Source organism: Exiguobacterium sp. s183, from assembly GCF_018617655.1.
Lineage (GTDB): Bacteria > Bacillota > Bacilli > Exiguobacteriales > Exiguobacteriaceae > Exiguobacterium > Exiguobacterium aestuarii_A.
On record NZ_JACSKN010000001.1, the window covers coordinates 342226 to 359122 of the forward strand.

Sequence of the window (16897 nt, forward strand, 5' to 3'; positions counted from 1 at the left end):
AAGCGCAAAAATGTAAAATGGCAGGTGTCTCTATGGAAGCCTATAACGTTAAAATCGATACGTTCGAAGGTCCACTCGACCTGTTGCTCCATTTGATCGGAAAAATGGAGATTGATATTGTCGACATTTCCGTGGCAGAAGTCACTGACCAGTATGTCGGCTATATTCGCACGATGCAAAAATTTGAACTCGACGTGGCCAGCGAATACTTGGTCATGGCGGCGACGTTGCTCCAGTTAAAGAGCAAGCAGTTGTTACCGCCTGTTCAGGTCGAGGATGAGGATGTTCCAGACTTCAGCGAAGAACCGACGCGTGAGGGACTCATTCGTCAATTGATTGAATACAAAGCATATAAAGAAGCAGTCGTTTTCATGCGTGAACAGGAAGAACATCGTCTTGAATTGTATACTCGACCAGGAGAAGATTTGACGAACTACATGTCAGAGGAAGTGTCGAAGTACGATGGACCGCTGAACTTCTCAGACCTTCTTCATGCCTATTCTAAAATGATTGAACGGAAACGTTGGAAAGAACGACGCAAAAAGACGATTAAACGTGAAGAGCGGACGCTCGAGGAACAGATGACGAGACTTCATGAACACGTTTCTTCTACGCGACAGACATCGTTTTTCGCCTTCTTTGTAGAACAACCGAACGTCTCAGATCTCGTCGTGACGTTTATGGCGCTTCTTGAGCTGATCAAGCTACGGGTCGTCGAAACGAAACAACTTGACCAAGACATTCAAATCTCGTTCATCGAATCATCAAAGAAAGGGGATGAAGCGGTTGCTGTCCTATGAAACGATTATCGAAGGATTGCTGTTCGTCGTCGGGGACGAAGGGATGGAAGTCCGAGCGCTCGCAGAGACGCTCGACATTTCAGAGGCTGCTGCGCGAGAACAGCTCAGTAAGTTAGAAGCTTCGTTCAAAACATCGAACCGACCGTTCCAACTCATGGAATCGGCAGGTGTGTACAAACTTGTGACCGTTCCAGATGTGTCTCCCTACATTCAAAAATATGTCGGGACGATGGCGGAGCAGGCACTTTCACGCGCGGCGATGGAAACGCTCGTCATTATCGCTTATAAGCAGCCGGTCACGCGGGCGGACATCGAGGAGGTTCGCGGTGTCAAAGTGGAGCGAGTCATTCATACGCTATTATCAAAAGGGTTAATCGAATCAGCTGGTCGTGCTAAAACAATTGGTCGTGCCAAGTTGTATCGAACGACAGAGCATTTCCTCGACCACTTTGGATTTAACTCGCTCGAGGAATTACCACCATTAACATTTGAGGATGAACTGACAGACGAAGGCGATTTGTTCTTCGGTCAGGAATCATCGAAGTAAGAAGAGAGATTGGAGAAGGATTAATCATATGGAACGTTTGCAAAAAGTAATCGCACAAGCGGGGGTCGCCTCGCGTCGTAAAGCGGAAGAAATGATTTTGGATGGTCGCGTCCGCGTCAACGGAAAAGTGGTACGTGAACTCGGGACGAAAGTCGGACCGAAGTCAGAGATTGAGGTCGATGGCGTCAAAATCGAGCAAGAAGAGCATGTCTACTACGTGCTCTATAAACCGAGCGGCTATGTGTCGACGGTAGAAGACGATAAAGGACGTAAAGTGATCACGGATCTCGTGCCACCAGGGGCACGTGTTTTCCCGGTCGGACGTCTTGACTATAACACGACAGGGCTCATCATCTTGACGAATGATGGAGAGTTCTCGAACATGATGACGCATCCGAAATATAAGATTCAAAAGCGCTATGTGGCAAAAGTGAAGAACATCCCTTCTTACTTGGCAATCAAGCAACTAGAGTCAGGTGTTCAGCTCGATGATGGATTCAAAACGGGTAGTGCGAAAGTGAAAATGAAGTCTGTCGACCAGAAAAAGAACACGGCCATCCTTGAGATCGTTATCTCGGAGGGACACAATCGTCAAATCCGTCGCATGGTCGAAGCAATCGGTTCTGAGGTCATCAAACTAAAGCGTGAACAGTTCGGTTTCTTGACGCTCGACGGTCTCAATACCGGCGACTGGCGTGAACTTTCACACAAAGAGATCAGCAAGCTTCGTGAACTCGCGAATCCGACGGTTCCACCTAAACCACGAGGCAAAAAGAAGAAAAAATAACAACAAAAAATCGTCCTGAAATAGGATGATTTTTTTGATTGTGTAAATTGTGTGACAAAAAAATGAAAAAAGTCTGTTAATGTGCGTTTTTAATGTTTTTTCAGTACAATAGCAACTGAAGGATGGTGTGAAAACGATGACAAAAGATCAAAACAAAGACGACCGCATGGAACAAGCGGTCGCGAAAAAGAAAAAGAGGTCATTTTGGCGCTTGATGATTATGACGGTCGTTCTCTTTGCGGGAGCCATCACCGTCATGCAATTGTTCGACCAAGCTGGTAATGACGGACGCATCGAGGCAGGGGACGAGGCACCGAACTTCAAACTCGTCACACTCGACGGTACGACCCTTTATGAACGTGACACATACGAAGGAAAAGGAATGCTTCTCAACTTCTGGGGTACGTTCTGTGAACCTTGTAAGAAAGAAATGCCAGTCGTACAGGAGAATTACGCAACACTCCAAGACATGGGTGTCGATTTTTGGGCGGTGAACGTCGGTGAGACGCCGCTTCGCGTCGATAACTTTGTGAACGACCTCGGTGTCGGTCTCGATTATCCGATCTTGATGGACACGAAGAGTGAAGTCGAGAAAGCCTATGGCATTTATAATTTACCTGTCACATTCGTCATCGATGGTGAAGGAAACGTAATTGAAAAATATGAAGGTGAACTCACGAAAGAGAAATTGATGGAGCTAGCCGAGAAGTCATTGTAAGCGAACGGGGGACGCACAGATGCTAGATATGAAATACGAAGGCGCTGATTTACGGTCGAAGCGTCGTCCTAAATCGGTCATTGACCGGGTGTGGAACTTCTTCGCATCGGTCAAAGTGGGATTATGGTTGATTGCGCTGATTATTGTCGGTTCGGCAATCGGGACGATCTTCCCTCAAGAAATGTATATCCCACAGCAGTTACCTCCAGAGCAATATTACTTGGAGGAATATGGGACGCCAGGTTCGATTTATTATGCACTTGGATTCCACAACCTATATACGTCATGGTGGTATATCGGTCTCATCGTCATGTTGACGCTCTCGCTCATCGTCGTATCGATTGACCGTGGCGTCCCGCTCTATAAAGCGCTAAAGAATCAGCCGGTTAGACGGACAGAGCGCTTTATGAAAGGACAACGCCTCTTCGGACAAGGCGAAGGAACAGACGCTCAAATCGATGAAATGGAAGTGTCGCTCAAGAAAAAACGGTACAGTGTCAAACGGGACGGAGATGCCTTATTGGCTGAAAAACACCGTTTCGGTCGTTGGGGTCCATATGTGAACCACGTCGGCCTCGTCATCTTCTTCCTCGGGGCGATGCTCCGCGTGTTCCCGGCATTCCACACGGATACGCTCGAGTGGGTTCGTGAAGGAGATACGGTCTCACTAGAGGCGACAGATGGGGAATACTATTTACGGAACGACCAGTTCATTCTTGAAATGTATGACCCGGAGAACAATGAGGAAGATGCGAAGTTCGCAGCTGCCATTGAAAAAGCCGGAGCCGTTCCAAAAAACTATGAGACGGAACTGACATTATTTAAGAAGACGGGAACGAACGAGGACGGATCGCCGCAACTCGAACAAGTCGATGTCGGTTCGACGAAAGTCAACCACCCGTTTAAGTTTGAAAAATATGAAGTGTATCAAGAGCAATATTCAAGTCGACCGGAATTCTTGTCGATGTCGTTCATGCTTGCCGATAAACAGACAGGTGACGAGTATGGACCGTTTAAAGTCGACCTCGAGAATCCGGAAAAGTCGTATGACTTAGACGGGGTCACGGTCACGTTGAAAGACTTGTATCCTGATTTTGAGGTGAAGGATGGACAACCGAACACGAAATCACCACGTGCACTGAATCCTGCCTTCTTCTTCAATATCGAATCACCTGAAGGCGAGACGGAATCAAACTTAGTCGGTATTCGTCTCAACGTCGCCGATGAAGAGAACCGTTATGATGTCCAGTTTGCAGGTACAGAAATGGCAAGCACGAGCGGTCTTCGAGTGAAGAGTGACTCGACGTACCCGATTCTGATCGTCGGTGCGACCATCTTCATGATTGGAATTGTGATGGGTATGTATTGGCCACACCGCCGTGTCTGGATTCGTCGTCATGAAGATGAGGTACTCGTTGCAGGCTTTACGAACAAAAACCCGTCCTCGCTCCGTCGAGAGGTTTCGCCATTATTAGAACAGTCCGGTTTACCGATGTGGGAAGATCAGGCGAGATTTACTTCGAAGCCGGAGAACGAGTCAACAAATGAAAGAGGGGAATCTTGATGGAATGGATTGAATGGAGCAGCCGAATGCTGTTTATCGCATTCTTCCTTTACGCGATCTCGACGGTTCTCTTTACGATTGTCGTTAGTGGTATGCGTAAGGATCGAAACGTCAACCGTGTCGCCTATGGGAAGTATGCCTTCATCTTGGCAATTATCGGATTTATCGCCCAAATGACATATTTCTTTATGCGTTGGGCAGGTGTCGGCTATGCGCCGGTATCAAACTTATATGAATATACGACGTTCTTCGGCATGATGATGGTGCTCGGGTTCCTCGTCGTATACGGGATTTATAAAAATGATGTACTCGGATTGTTCGCGATGCCAGTGGCGTTACTCGTCATTGCTTTCGCCTCGATGTTCTCGAGTGAGGTCGCACCGCTCATTCCGGCACTCAACAGTGTATGGTTAAAAATCCACGTTACGACGGCAGCGCTCGGACAAGGGATTTTGGCCATCAGTTTTGCGTCAGGTCTCATTTTCTTATTGAATGAGACATCGATGAAAGAACAGTCTAAGTCACGGACGTGGCTTGAAGTGACGATGTTCGTTCTCATGTGTACACTCGGGTTCATCATCGTGTCGATGCTCTTCAAAGGAATCGGTGCCGGTGGTGTCGTCGAATTCACGAATGACCGCGGTCAAGTCGAGACGTATGAATACTTCATGCCAATCCTATTCGTACCAGAAGGGGCACAGCTCTTGTCAGGAGCGAGCGGTTTGTCACTTGAGTTGCCGAATTGGATCAATACACTCAAGTTGAACACGCTCATCTGGTCGGTGATCGGTGGTGTCGTGATTTATGCGTTGCTCCGTTTCGTCATTTTGCGAAAACGCATTGCTGAAGCGCTTCAACCGCTTGCGAAAAAGGTCGACCTCGACCTTGCTGATGAGATCAGCTATCGCTCGGTCGCAATCGGATTGCCGGTCTTCATCCTCGGCGGTCTCATCTTTGCGATGATTTGGGCACAGATTGCATGGAACCGCTTCTGGGGTTGGGATCCAAAGGAAGTATGGGCCCTCATTACGATGCTCATTTATATTTATTACTTGCATATGCGCATCCAGCGCGGTTGGACAGGAACGAAAGCGGCTTGGTTATGTGTCGGTGGATTTGCCATCATCATGTTCAACCTCGTCTTCGTCAACTTAGTCATCGCCGGTCTACATTCATATGCATGACGCGAAAGAAGTCACAATTGTGACTTCTTTTTCATTTGGTCCATCAAATCATCGTTGTGAAGCGAAATAATAGAGTGGTATAGTTATGGCAGGGAGTGGAATGTTCACAATTGTGCAACATTCGCTACAACTCGTAATGGGTCTTAGGAGGGTTTCTGGTATGGCTGAGAAAACGAAGATTTTAGTAGTCGACGACGAAGAGAGAATTCGCCGACTTTTGAAAATGTACTTAGAACGTGAACAGTATGTGATTGAAGAAGCGGTCAATGGAGAAGAGGCACTCGCTCTCGCTCTTGAAAACGAATACGACGTCATCTTACTTGATTTGATGATGCCGAAAATGGACGGAGTCGAAGTGTGTACAGAACTCCGGAAAACGAAAGCGACACCGGTCATCATGCTTACAGCGAAAGGTGAAGAGATTGATCGTGTCCAAGGATTTGAAGTCGGGGCGGACGATTACATCGTGAAACCGTTCAGTCCGCGTGAGGTCGTTCTTCGCGTCAAGGCACTCCTTCGTCGTTCTGGCTCGACTAAGTTTATGCAGACGAGTGAGAAATCAAAAGATTTGATCGTGTTCCCGCACTTGACGATTGACAATGATGCGCACCGTGTCACGGTCGACGGAGAAGAGATTGCCCTCACACCAAAAGAATATGAATTGCTGTTTTTCCTTGCGAAGCAGGTCGATAAAGTCTTTTCTCGCGAGCAGTTGTTGAAAGAAGTATGGAACTATGAATTTTTTGGAGACCTTCGGACCGTCGATACGCATGTGAAACGTCTTCGTGAGAAATTGAATCGCGTCTCACCAGATGCGGCTCATATGATCACGACTGTATGGGGTGTCGGGTACAAGTTCGAAGCTGCTAGTGAATGATGATTCGTCGAAACAGCATCGTCACGAAACTGTGGCTGACGATTCTCGTTTTGGTCAGCGTCATTTTATTCATCGTCTCGGTATTGATGCTTGAATTTTTCAACTCTTTTCACATCGACCAAGAACGTGGTCACCTTGCCAAACTTGGCGGACAGGTTCAGTCGGTGTTGTTGAATGAAGGTGACACGTCCCAGACGATCGATCAAATCATCGAAGTATATGGTGCGAACTATATTTTAGAAAACGGGACCACGCGTTCAAATTTCGGGAATCAAGTGGACGGGCTGATGGTTGAACTTGAACGTCAAGATTGGGAAACCTATCAGGCAGTCGGAGAGACGGCCATCGGTAATTTCTCTTCTTTTGATGACCAAGCTGCTCTTGCCTACCGGACGACGTTTTCGTTATCGACCGGACAATATACACTCTACTTACTTGAACCACTCGATGCGATTTCGAGTGCAAACGCTGGTGCACGAACAATCATTTTTTGGACTGTTGCTTCTGCCATCATCGTGACGACCGTGTTCGCCTTCTTCTTATCGACGCGGATCACGGCGCCGCTCCGAGCGATGCGAGATGCGGTCAATAAGACGGGGGAAGGACAATTCGACTTGCGTCTTGAGACGAAGACTCGAGACGAAATTGGAGAACTTGCCGCCTCGTTCAACGCGATGAGCAGTCAACTGGCGAAATATGTCGATGCGTTAGACCGAGAACGTCTGCAACTTGCCTCCATTCTTCGTTCGATGGCGGACGGTGTCATCACGCTCGACCGTCATGCAAACGTGATCGTCACCAATCCACAGGCTAGTCCGTTGCTTCAAGACGGTCAGCCGCATGAAGTCGTTCTGTCACTGTATGAAGAAGTGATGGAAGGGACGGCTGAGAAGACGATTGAAGTGAAACAAGATGACCGTTACTATACGTTGACGGTCACGCCGCTCGTCGGGGAGGATGATTTCGAAGGAGCTGTCGTCGTCATTCGCGACACATCTGAAAGCCACCGTCTCGATAAGATGCGGACCGATTTCGTGGCGAACATTAGCCATGAACTTCGGACACCGCTCGTGACGCTACAAGGTTATTCAGAGGCAATCATCGACGGGATGACAGAAAGTGACGAGGCGACGAAAGAGTTTGCGTCAATCATTTATGACGAATCTCTTCGACTTGCGCGACTTGTCAACGACTTACTTGATTTGGCCCGCATCGAATCGGGTAAAGAAACGATGCAATTCAGTTCATTCGATATCGGTGATTTCTTGCCACGTGTCATGAGAAAGTTCAATCAAATGGCATCTGAAAAAGAGATTCGATTACAGACGGACGTACCGCATCGACAGATTGAAGCAGACGGTGACCGACTCGAGCAAGTATTCACGAACTTGATCGGCAACGCCATCGCCCATACCGATTCAGGAGAGATTCGAATTGAGGCGACCGAGATGCCTGATGGGTTGCAGATTCGACTGTCCGACACAGGACACGGGATCCCGAAAGAGGACTTGCCGTTCGTGTTTGAGCGATTCTATAAAGCCGACAAAGCACGGACAAGCGGGTCGAAGACCGGTACCGGGATTGGTTTAGCCATCGTGAAAAATGTGATCGATGCCCACCATGGAACGGTCAGCGTATCGAGCACACTCGGTGTCGGAACGACGTTTGACATTTACTTACCATTTGAACAACCACATATCTCATAATGGTGACTCGTCTGAGTCACCATTTGTGGCATTTTAAGGGGGAAGCCGAATGAAGCGATATACACGCACGGGCGACACGGGTGAAACATCACTGATTGGTAGCCGTGTCGACAAACATCATCCTCAAATCGAAGCGATGGGGCATCTTGATGAATTGAACAGTCATATCGGATTAGCGATTGCGCAACAGACCGACGCGTCGCTCCGGGAACAGCTGACGAAGATTCAGCACGACTTGTTTGACCTCGGTTCGGAGCTGATGTATACGGACGTGCCCCCGAAAACGGTCGATTTGTCGATTGTGACGGAACTTGAACAATGGATGGACGAATGGGAAAAATCATGTCCAGAACTTGTGCGTTTCATCTTACCGGGAGGAAGTGTCGCAGCGGCGAGCCTGCATGTGGCGCGATCCGTTTGCCGTCGTGTCGAACGAGATTTGACCGCACTCGGTGTCGCCGACCGACAACTTCCATATTTTAACCGATTGAGTGACTATCTTTTCACGGTCGCACGATATGCGAATGTTGTCGCAGGCGTACCGGACCAAGAATATGCACGCGGCGCTGCCGTGTTTCAACCAAAACGAAAAAAGGAGTGATCGGCTGATGAAAGGAATCGAACAGTTCCAACATCAATTGCACTATTCGGTCTATCCGACCAAAAAATTTAAAACGACGACTTGCCTCGTCTCGTTTGCGGCCCCGCTGTCTCAGGACACGGTGGCAGATCGGGCACTGCTTCCATTCATTATGGAAAAATCGACAGAAGCTTATCCATCAATTGAGTTATTTCACACACCGCTAGAAGATTTATATGATACAAACTTGTATGCAGGCGCATCAAAAATTGGGAAAGAGCATGTCATTCAATTTCAACTCGAAGTCGTTAATGACAATCTTGTCGGTGAAGACGTCTTGAGTCAGGCCATTCAATTACTGGAGGAAGTGTTACTTCGTCCGAATGTCTATGATGGCGCGTTCCAACCGCTCATCGTGGAGCAAGAACGCCGATTGCAGCGTCAGCGAATCGAGTCAGTCTATGATGACAAGATGCGTTTCGCTCAACAGCGCCTGCAAGAGATGCTCGGAGGCGAACTCGCCATCCCGTCTCTCGGTACGCTCGAACAGCTCGATCACGTCACGCCGAAATCACTTTTCAATGCTTATCAATCGATGATTCAGAACGATCGTGTCGACATTTATGTCGTCGGCGATGTCGACCGTCAACAAGTCGAACAGGCATTTAACCCGCTCGAATCGCTCGGGACGCGTCAGCCGAGACGTCTGCCCGAACCGAGTCGTGGTGAGTTCAAACGCTTAGAAGAGCATCAAGACATCAAGCAAAGTAAACTTCATCTCGCCTACGCGATTGACGTCGATCCGCGGACAGAAGATGCCATCCGTATGCAAGTCGTGAACGGATTATTCGGTGGGTTCCCGCACTCGAAGCTGTTCATGAACGTCCGTGAAAAAGAAAGTTTGGCCTACTACGCCGCGTCACAATACAGTTCGCTCAGTCGAAAACTGTTCGTGTATGCGGGGATCGATGCATCGAATCAACAAAAGACCGAACACATTATCGAAGAGCAATTAAAAGCACTTCAGGCGGGTGAGTTCGAAGACGAGACGTTACAACAGACGAAAGAAATGTTGTTCCACCAACGTCGCCAACTCGGAGACAGCCCTCGTCAGTTGATTGGATGGATGAGTGGTGCAGACATACGCCCGTTTTCACTCGATGAAGAGATGGCAATCATCGAGAGTACGACACGCGACCATGTCATCGCGCTTGCGAATGAAATTTCGCTTGAAGCAGTTTACTGTCTGAAAGGAGGAGAAGCATGAAACTAGATTTCCCAAACGTCGGAGAGACATTACATCACCACGTTCTCGACAATGGCCTCTCCGTGTATTTGCTGAAGAAGACTGGATATGAGAAAACGTTCGCGACGTTCACGACGAAATATGGTTCAATTGACCGTCGCTTCAAATTAGAGGATTGGGTAGAGGTGCCGGATGGAATCGCACATTTCTTAGAGCATAAGATGTTCGAAAAAGAGGATGGCGATGTCTTCCAACAGTTCGGTCGCCAAGGGGCGTCAGCGAATGCCTTTACCTCATTCACGCGGACGGCATACTTGTTCGGGGCGACATCGAACGTGCCGGAAAACGTTCAAACGCTACTCAATTTCGTTCAAGAACCATATTTCACGAAAGAGTCAGTCGAGAAAGAAAAGGGCATCATCGGTCAAGAGATTCAAATGTATCAAGATAATCCGGGATGGCGTCTTTATTTCGGATTGATTGAAGCGATGTATGAGACGCATCCCGTCAAAATCGATATCGCCGGAACAATCGAATCAATCTCAAAAATCACGGCAGAAGATTTGTATACGTGTCATCAGGCATTCTACCATCCGAGCAACATGGCGTTGTTCGTCGTCGGGAACATCGAACCGGATGAGATGCTTGAATTGATTCGTGACAATCAGGCAGCTAAATCATTTGACGCGCCACCTTTAAGCGCACGTGAGACGGTGGAAGAGCCGACCACGGTTCGTCTGTCAGAACGGGTCATTGAGATGGATGTCTCGGTTCCGAAAGTGATGATTGGCTATAAAGATGTCCCACAAGCTGGAGAAGCCGGTCTCAAACAAGAGTTGACGGTGGAACTCCTCATGCACGCGCTCTTCGATACGACAGCACCCCTCTACACGGAATTGTACGCAGAAGGGCTAATCGATGATGCATTCTCATTTGATTATACGTCTGAAGAGACGTTCGCCTTCGCCGCACTATCGATGGAAACATCCCATGTCGATGCCTTTGTCGAACGTGTCACGGGTGCGTTGGAGCGCCCACTTCATCTTGATCAAGAGACGCTCAATCGTAAGAAGCGGATGATGCAGGGACAATTTTTAAAAGCACTGAATTCGCCAGAGTTTATCGCCAACCAGTTCTCACGGTATGCACTCAATGACGGGAACTTGTTCGAGATTCCGAATTTGATCGATGCGATCACATTAGATGAACTTCACGAAGCATACGTACGATTGTTCCGAAGTGAGCAACGCACGGTGTGCGTTGTCAAAAAGCCATGAAGACGTTGATTGTCGGAGCGAGCGGCGCGATTGGACGTGCCGTCTCGCTCGCTTTTCGTGAGGATGAGCTTTTGCTACATGCGAATCGAGGTCGTGAGACACTTACTCGAATGATGGAGACTGAGAAGCTACAGGCTGAACTGATTATAGGTGACTTATCGAACCGAGCAGAAGTAGAGAAGTGGGTGTCGTCAATCGATACCGTTGATCGAATCGTCTACGTCGCTGGTCACGCGCTACACGGTCTCGTCGTCGACCAATCGGTAGATGAGCTGGATCGACTTTACGAGGTGCATGTACGCGCCATGGTTCGATTGATTCAGTCAGTTGTTGCGTGTAAACCGTATGACCATCCATTAGATATTGTCGTCGTCTCAAGCGTTTGGGGTGAAGTCGGGGCAGCAGCCGAAGTGTTCTATTCTACGGTCAAAGCGGCACAACTCGGTTTCGTCAAAGCGTTTGCGCGTGAAGCAGGACCGTTCAATGTTCGAATCAATGCGGTCACACCAGGGTGGATTGATACGCCGATGAATGATACGGTAGAAGAGTCGAAACAAACCGTGATGGATGATATTCCACTTGGGCGTCTTGGTACCACTGAAGACGTGGCGAAGACGATCCGTTTTTTATGCTCATCGGATGCTTCATATATGACCGGCACAGTATTACGCATTGATGGCGGTTGGCAATGATCTCATCAAGATGCATAAACGAGTTCTTTTCAATTCTTCTAAAATAATTTAAAATAGGCAAGGTAGCGAATTTGCTCGAAAGGATGGTTCGGGATGGAACATAAATTCGAAGAGTGGTATCTCGAATATGAATTGTGTCAAAATCGACCGGGTATCCTCGGAGACATCGCGTCTCTCATGGGAATGCTTCAAATCTCCATCGTCACCATTAATGGAGTCGACCTGCAACGTCGTGGCATGCTGCTCAAAGCTCCGGCTGCAGATCATGTCCATCGACTCGAGCATATTTTAAAACGTATGGAAGCCATCGCAGTCATCAAATTGCGCCGCCCGAAATTACGGGACCGGATAGCGATTCGACATGGTCGTTACATCGACCACGACAGCGATGATAAGAAAACGTTCCGTTTCGTCCGAGAAGACTTAGGGATTCTTGTTGATTTCGTAGCAGAACTGATGAAAGAAGAACGTCATCTATTGATTGGCGTACGGGGGAACCCGCGCGTTGGGAAAACAGAATCCATCGTCGCAGCCAGTGTGTGTGCGAATAAACGGTGGTTGTTCTTGTCATCGACCCTCATGAAACAGACGGTTCGAACCTCTTTGTTTGAAGAAGAGCGGGAAGGCGATCATGTATACATAATCGATGGAGCGGTCTCTACGCGTACGATGGACGAGCGACATCGTCAACTGATCCGTGAGGTCATGCGGTTGCCTGCCGTGAAGGTCATTGAACACCCTGACCTTTATGTCCGAAACACCGATTGCGTGTACGAAGACTTTGATTATATTATTGAATTGAGAAACAATCCGGATGAAACGATTATCATCCCACAAGAAACGCATCGTGAGTCAGAATGGTTTGAATAATTATGTGAATGGAAGGTGTGGACCCCTGTGACAGAACTAGGGACTTTTTTGAAACAAAAGCGTGAGGAGAGCGGATTGACGCTCGACCAAATCCAGCAGACGACGAAGATTCAAAAGCGCTATATCATCGCGATCGAGGAAGGTGATTACAAAAATCTCCCTGGCTCTTTCTATGCACGGGCGTTCATTAAAACGTATGCGGAGTCACTCGGTCTCGATGTGGACGAATTGTATGAGACTTACGCAAAAGATCTACCAAAAATCGAAGCACAGCCATCCGTTCAACTTTCTCGTAAAAAGACGTATTCCAAAGCGTCCGAGTCGACGAGTCGAGTATCGCGATGGGTTCCGAAAGTACTTCTCGCCCTTACCGTCTTTTTGCTCATTACAGCAATCTATTTTGCCGTGAGAAGCATCGACTTCGGTGGACAAGACGCAAGTCCGGCTGAACCACCGAGTTCAAATGTCACACTCGACCAGAACGAGGATGTCCCAGCGGATGAACCAGCCGAGGAAGAACCGGTATCAGAGGAACCTGCTGAGGAAGAACCGCCAGCGGAATCCGGTCCAATTGCGGTAACGGAATCGAACGGGGCAGACATCACGTATGAACTCGCTACGAGCGATAAACTATCGACCGAGATTTATGTGAAAGAATCGCCAGCTTCATATGTCGGTGTTCGTGATACATCACTTGAAGGTCCGTTCCTTGCGCCTGAATATCCGAACCAATCGAAACAGAATCCGATTGTCATTGAAGATGCTGAAACGGACACGTTACGAATCCGGATCGGACTCATCGCAGGTGTTGAGAAAATCGTCGTCAACGGTCGCGAGCTCGAGCTTCAAGAGTCTCCGGTCACACAAAATATATTTGTAAAGAGAGTCGACGCAGAATAAGTCGACTCTCCTTCTAAGAGGAGGCGTTCTACATGAACCTACCTAACCGATTGACGATGTTACGCGTGGTGTTGATTCCCGTATTCGTCGTCTTACTCGCTGTTGATTTTGATTGGGGAAACATTGCCTTTTTAGGTGCTGAGATCCCGCTACACCAATTTATCGCTGGTGTCATCTTTACCATCGCGGCCATTACAGACTGGTTGGACGGTCATTTGGCGCGGAAACACAACTTGGTCACGAACTTTGGGAAATTCATGGACCCGCTCGCGGACAAACTACTCGTGACAGCGGCGCTCGTGTTGCTCGTCGAGATGGACCTCGTGGCTGCGTGGGTCGTTGTCGTGATTCTTTCTCGTGAGTTTGCGGTCACGGGTCTTCGACTTGTCGCTGCCGACGAAGGGATTGTCGTCGCGGCGGGTAAGTCAGGCAAAGCCAAAACATGGGTGCAACTGTTCGCTATCATTTTCCTCCTATTCGGTAACCCGATTTTCAGTTATGTCGGCATCCCGTTTGGGGAATGGGCGATGTGGTTGGCACTCGCACTCACGATTTACTCAGGTGCCGAGTATTTCGCACAAAACTACAAGATTATTGTGAAGTCGATGTAAGTCGACAAAGACGAGTTGGTTGATCTAGCTCGTCTTTTTTTTGAAGTCGAGGAGGAAATAAGATGAAACGAGCCGAAATCATTGCGGTAGGAAGCGAGTTGCTCTTAGGAGAAATCGTCAATACGAATGCGAGTTACATATCGGAACAACTGTCGAAATACGGTGTCTCGGTCTTGTATCATCAAGTTGTCGGGGATAACGCGGAACGAATGCGGGAGACGTTCGAGATTGCGCGTCGTCGTTCAGACCTTGTCATCGTTACGGGTGGACTTGGACCGACGGCAGATGATGTCACGAAGTCAGTCTTGTCTGATCTGCTCGAACGCCCGATTGTTCGAGACGAAGAGGCGTTTCACACGATTCAACAATTTCTTCAGTCACGTAACCGTGAGATGAATGAAGGGGACGCTCGTCAGGCGGACGTCTTGTCAGGTGCGGACGTTTTACAAAATCCGGTCGGTCTGGCTCCAGGTATGTGGATTGAAGGGGAGACGACGTGGATGCTACTTCCTGGTGTGCCACGCGAGATGCGGGCGCTCATCGATGCGACGTTTCCGAAAAAGTTTTCAGGCGCGACGCTCGTCTCAGAATCGTTACGATTTTATGAAATTGGAGAATCGGCACTCGATGATGCCGTCAAAGACTTGTTGAACGGGTCTAACCCGACTGTCGCACCTTATGCTGAGACAGGAGAAGCGAGACTTCGAATCAGTGCTCGGGCGGTAGATGATACGGCTGCACGACTGATGATTGAAGAAATGAAAGATGAAATCTTACGACGTGTCGGTTCGTATTATTTCGGGTCAGATGATGAAACGATTGCCTCATACCTCGTGCAATCATTGACACGTCATCACCAAACACTGGCAATTGCTGAGTCATTGACAGGAGGAGAAGTCCAATCGATGATCACATCGACTCCAGGAGCATCGGCTGTCTTTTTAGGGGGAGTCGTTACCTATTCAGATGAGCTAAAAAATAGGTATTTAGGGGTCGCTCTTGATACAATTGAACAGCACTCAGTCGTCTCAAAAGAAGTTGCTTATGAGATGGTAGATGGATTAGTTAAACAAACGAATGCGGACTACGCGCTCTCGTTCACCGGTGAAGCTGGACCAACCTCAAATTCAGGGCGTCCCGTCGGTACGGTCTACATCGGGGTGAAAACACCGGATGGAATCGAGGTCATCGAACGTGTTTATCCGCATCAAGAACGTAACGTCGTTCGGCTGCGGGCTGCAAAAGATGGACTATGGGCCCTCATACAACGAATTAAAAAAGGCGAATAAATGTTCGTAAAAAACTTGTGTATCGCTATATGTTCACGTATAATGAAAGTATCAATTAAAGGAGGCTCATTTATCTATGAGTGATCGTAAACAAGCGTTAGAAATGGCATTACGCCAAATTGAGAAACAATTCGGTAAAGGCTCGATTATGCGCCTTGGTGAAAATACAGACCAGCAAGTATCGGTCATCCCTTCTGGGTCGATTGCCCTCGACGTCGCACTTGGTGCGGGTGGATATCCACGCGGTCGTGTCATTGAAGTGTACGGACCAGAATCTTCAGGTAAGACGACTGTTGCCCTTCATGCGATTGCAGAAGTTCAAAAACGTGGCGGTCAAGCTGCGTTCGTCGATGCCGAGCATGCGCTCGATCCAAAGTATGCTAAAAATCTTGGCGTCAACATCGATGAGTTGTTGCTCTCTCAGCCAGATACAGGGGAACAGGCGCTCGAGATCGCTGAAGCGCTCGTTCGCTCGGGAGCAGTTGATATCCTCGTCGTCGACTCGGTTGCGGCACTCGTACCGAAAGCCGAAATCGAAGGGGAGATGGGAGACTCGCACGTCGGTCTTCAAGCTCGTTTGATGTCTCAGGCACTTCGTAAATTGTCTGGTGCAACGAACAAATCGAAAACAATCGTCATCTTCATCAACCAAATTCGTGAGAAAATTGGAATCATGTTTGGTAACCCGGAAACGACACCTGGTGGTCGTGCCTTGAAGTTCTACTCTTCAGTACGCCTCGAAGTACGTCGTGCAGAAACGCTCAAACAAGGTCAAGATATGGTCGGGAACCGTACGAAGATCAAGATTGTAAAAAATAAGATCGCACCACCATTCAAGACGGCGGAAGTCGACATCATGTACGGTGAAGGGATTTCACGTGAAGGGGAACTCATCGACATCGGTGCAGACCTCGATATCGTTCAAAAGAGCGGTGCGTGGTACTCGTTCAACGAGGAGCGTCTCGGTCAAGGTCGTGAAAATGCGAAACAATACATGAAAGAAAATCCAGCCATCGCGGCCGAAGTGGAGCGTCAAATTCGTGATCACTACGGCTTGAACGGAGAAAAAACAGTCACAGTTGAAGGTGAAGACGACGAAGTTCTCTCACTTCTTGATGACGAATAAGCACATGGTCTCACTCGGAATCATCCGAGTGAGATTTTTTTAGTATAATTTTTAGGCAATTGGTAGTTCTATCCTGTCCGTGCATTGCATTCTCTCTCTTAAATAAGTACAATAAAGTTATGC

The 16897-nt window shown here is 48.2% G+C and carries 17 protein-coding genes; all 17 read left to right on the forward strand.

Annotated elements, in window-relative coordinates; translation table 11 throughout:
* The first annotated feature begins 32 nt into the window (after positions 1–32).
* Positions 33–800 carry a segregation/condensation protein A gene (locus KNP62_RS01775; RefSeq protein WP_074033230.1) on the forward strand — a complete coding sequence of 256 codons (768 nt, stop codon included), beginning with the start codon at positions 33–35 and terminating at the stop codon, positions 798–800.
* On the forward strand, positions 778–1347 hold the full coding sequence (scpB, locus tag KNP62_RS01780) for an SMC-Scp complex subunit ScpB (RefSeq protein ID WP_214782533.1): 570 nt from the start codon (positions 778–780) through the stop codon (positions 1345–1347). The genes KNP62_RS01775 and scpB overlap by 23 nt, the downstream gene beginning before the upstream one ends.
* Positions 1348–1375: 28 nt before the next feature.
* Positions 1376–2134, forward strand: coding sequence for a pseudouridine synthase (locus KNP62_RS01785; protein WP_074033228.1), 759 nt, complete (start codon positions 1376–1378; stop codon positions 2132–2134).
* Between the two features lie 136 nt (positions 2135–2270).
* Positions 2271–2852: a redoxin domain-containing protein gene (locus tag KNP62_RS01790; RefSeq protein WP_214782536.1), complete on the forward strand. Its 582-nt coding sequence runs from the start codon at positions 2271–2273 to the stop codon at positions 2850–2852.
* 19 nt (positions 2853–2871) lie between these two features.
* Positions 2872–4416: a cytochrome c biogenesis protein ResB gene (resB, locus tag KNP62_RS01795; RefSeq protein WP_214782539.1), complete on the forward strand. Its 1545-nt coding sequence runs from the start codon at positions 2872–2874 to the stop codon at positions 4414–4416.
* The gene (gene ccsB / locus KNP62_RS01800; RefSeq protein ID WP_214782542.1) at positions 4416–5600 is read left to right on the forward strand and encodes a c-type cytochrome biogenesis protein CcsB; all 1185 of its coding nucleotides are present in this window, start codon (positions 4416–4418) and stop codon (positions 5598–5600) included. The genes resB and ccsB overlap by 1 nt, the downstream gene beginning before the upstream one ends.
* A 160-nt stretch (positions 5601–5760) precedes the next feature.
* The gene (locus tag KNP62_RS01805; RefSeq protein WP_026825821.1) at positions 5761–6477 is read left to right on the forward strand and encodes a response regulator transcription factor; all 717 of its coding nucleotides are present in this window, start codon (positions 5761–5763) and stop codon (positions 6475–6477) included.
* Complete coding sequence (locus KNP62_RS01810) at positions 6474–8183, forward strand: ATP-binding protein (protein WP_214782544.1); 1710 nt, start codon at positions 6474–6476, stop codon at positions 8181–8183. Before KNP62_RS01805 ends, KNP62_RS01810 begins: the two co-directional genes overlap by 4 nt.
* 49 nt (positions 8184–8232) lie before the next feature.
* Entirely contained in the window at positions 8233–8784 is a 552-nt protein-coding gene (locus tag KNP62_RS01815; protein WP_214782547.1) for a cob(I)yrinic acid a,c-diamide adenosyltransferase, read from the forward strand.
* A gap of 7 nt (positions 8785–8791) precedes the next feature.
* On the forward strand, positions 8792–10030 hold the full coding sequence (gene yfmF, locus KNP62_RS01820) for an EF-P 5-aminopentanol modification-associated protein YfmF (RefSeq protein WP_214782550.1): 1239 nt from the start codon (positions 8792–8794) through the stop codon (positions 10028–10030).
* Positions 10027–11286: an EF-P 5-aminopentanol modification-associated protein YfmH gene (gene yfmH, locus KNP62_RS01825; protein ID WP_214782553.1), complete on the forward strand. Its 1260-nt coding sequence runs from the start codon at positions 10027–10029 to the stop codon at positions 11284–11286. The genes yfmF and yfmH overlap by 4 nt, the downstream gene beginning before the upstream one ends.
* A complete protein-coding gene (gene ymfI, locus KNP62_RS01830; protein ID WP_339962712.1) occupies positions 11265–11978 on the forward strand; it encodes an elongation factor P 5-aminopentanone reductase in 714 nt (237 codons plus the stop codon). Before yfmH ends, ymfI begins: the two co-directional genes overlap by 22 nt.
* A 93-nt stretch (positions 11979–12071) precedes the next feature.
* Positions 12072–12848: a YmfK family protein gene (locus tag KNP62_RS01835; RefSeq protein ID WP_012726484.1), complete on the forward strand. Its 777-nt coding sequence runs from the start codon at positions 12072–12074 to the stop codon at positions 12846–12848.
* A gap of 27 nt (positions 12849–12875) precedes the next feature.
* Complete coding sequence (locus KNP62_RS01840; RefSeq protein WP_074033219.1) at positions 12876–13748, forward strand: helix-turn-helix domain-containing protein; 873 nt, start codon at positions 12876–12878, stop codon at positions 13746–13748.
* A 32-nt stretch (positions 13749–13780) separates the two neighbouring features.
* On the forward strand, positions 13781–14359 hold the full coding sequence (gene pgsA / locus KNP62_RS01845) for a CDP-diacylglycerol--glycerol-3-phosphate 3-phosphatidyltransferase (RefSeq protein ID WP_214692781.1): 579 nt from the start codon (positions 13781–13783) through the stop codon (positions 14357–14359).
* A gap of 62 nt (positions 14360–14421) precedes the next feature.
* Complete coding sequence (locus tag KNP62_RS01850) at positions 14422–15648, forward strand: competence/damage-inducible protein A (protein WP_214782556.1); 1227 nt, start codon at positions 14422–14424, stop codon at positions 15646–15648.
* A gap of 76 nt (positions 15649–15724) precedes the next feature.
* Positions 15725–16774, forward strand: coding sequence for a recombinase RecA (gene recA / locus KNP62_RS01855; RefSeq protein WP_074033216.1), 1050 nt, complete (start codon positions 15725–15727; stop codon positions 16772–16774).
* Positions 16775–16897 lie beyond the last annotated feature (123 nt).

Coding starts and splice junctions, on each gene's coding strand:
- KNP62_RS01790 (WP_214782536.1), top strand. CDS start 2,271: ATGACAAAAGATCAAAACAAAGACGACCGCATGGAACAAGCGGTCGCG.
- KNP62_RS01805 (WP_026825821.1), top strand. CDS start 5,761: ATGGCTGAGAAAACGAAGATTTTAGTAGTCGACGACGAAGAGAGAATT.
- KNP62_RS01785 (WP_074033228.1), top strand. CDS start 1,376: ATGGAACGTTTGCAAAAAGTAATCGCACAAGCGGGGGTCGCCTCGCGT.
- yfmF (WP_214782550.1), top strand. CDS start 8,792: ATGAAAGGAATCGAACAGTTCCAACATCAATTGCACTATTCGGTCTAT.
- resB (WP_214782539.1), top strand. CDS start 2,872: ATGCTAGATATGAAATACGAAGGCGCTGATTTACGGTCGAAGCGTCGT.
- ccsB (WP_214782542.1), top strand. CDS start 4,416: ATGGAATGGATTGAATGGAGCAGCCGAATGCTGTTTATCGCATTCTTC.
- KNP62_RS01835 (WP_012726484.1), top strand. CDS start 12,072: ATGGAACATAAATTCGAAGAGTGGTATCTCGAATATGAATTGTGTCAA.
- yfmH (WP_214782553.1), top strand. CDS start 10,027: ATGAAACTAGATTTCCCAAACGTCGGAGAGACATTACATCACCACGTT.
- KNP62_RS01850 (WP_214782556.1), top strand. CDS start 14,422: ATGAAACGAGCCGAAATCATTGCGGTAGGAAGCGAGTTGCTCTTAGGA.
- KNP62_RS01815 (WP_214782547.1), top strand. CDS start 8,233: ATGAAGCGATATACACGCACGGGCGACACGGGTGAAACATCACTGATT.
- scpB (WP_214782533.1), top strand. CDS start 778: ATGAAGCGGTTGCTGTCCTATGAAACGATTATCGAAGGATTGCTGTTC.
- recA (WP_074033216.1), top strand. CDS start 15,725: ATGAGTGATCGTAAACAAGCGTTAGAAATGGCATTACGCCAAATTGAG.
- KNP62_RS01775 (WP_074033230.1), top strand. CDS start 33: ATGGAAGCCTATAACGTTAAAATCGATACGTTCGAAGGTCCACTCGAC.
- pgsA (WP_214692781.1), top strand. CDS start 13,781: ATGAACCTACCTAACCGATTGACGATGTTACGCGTGGTGTTGATTCCC.
- KNP62_RS01810 (WP_214782544.1), top strand. CDS start 6,474: ATGATGATTCGTCGAAACAGCATCGTCACGAAACTGTGGCTGACGATT.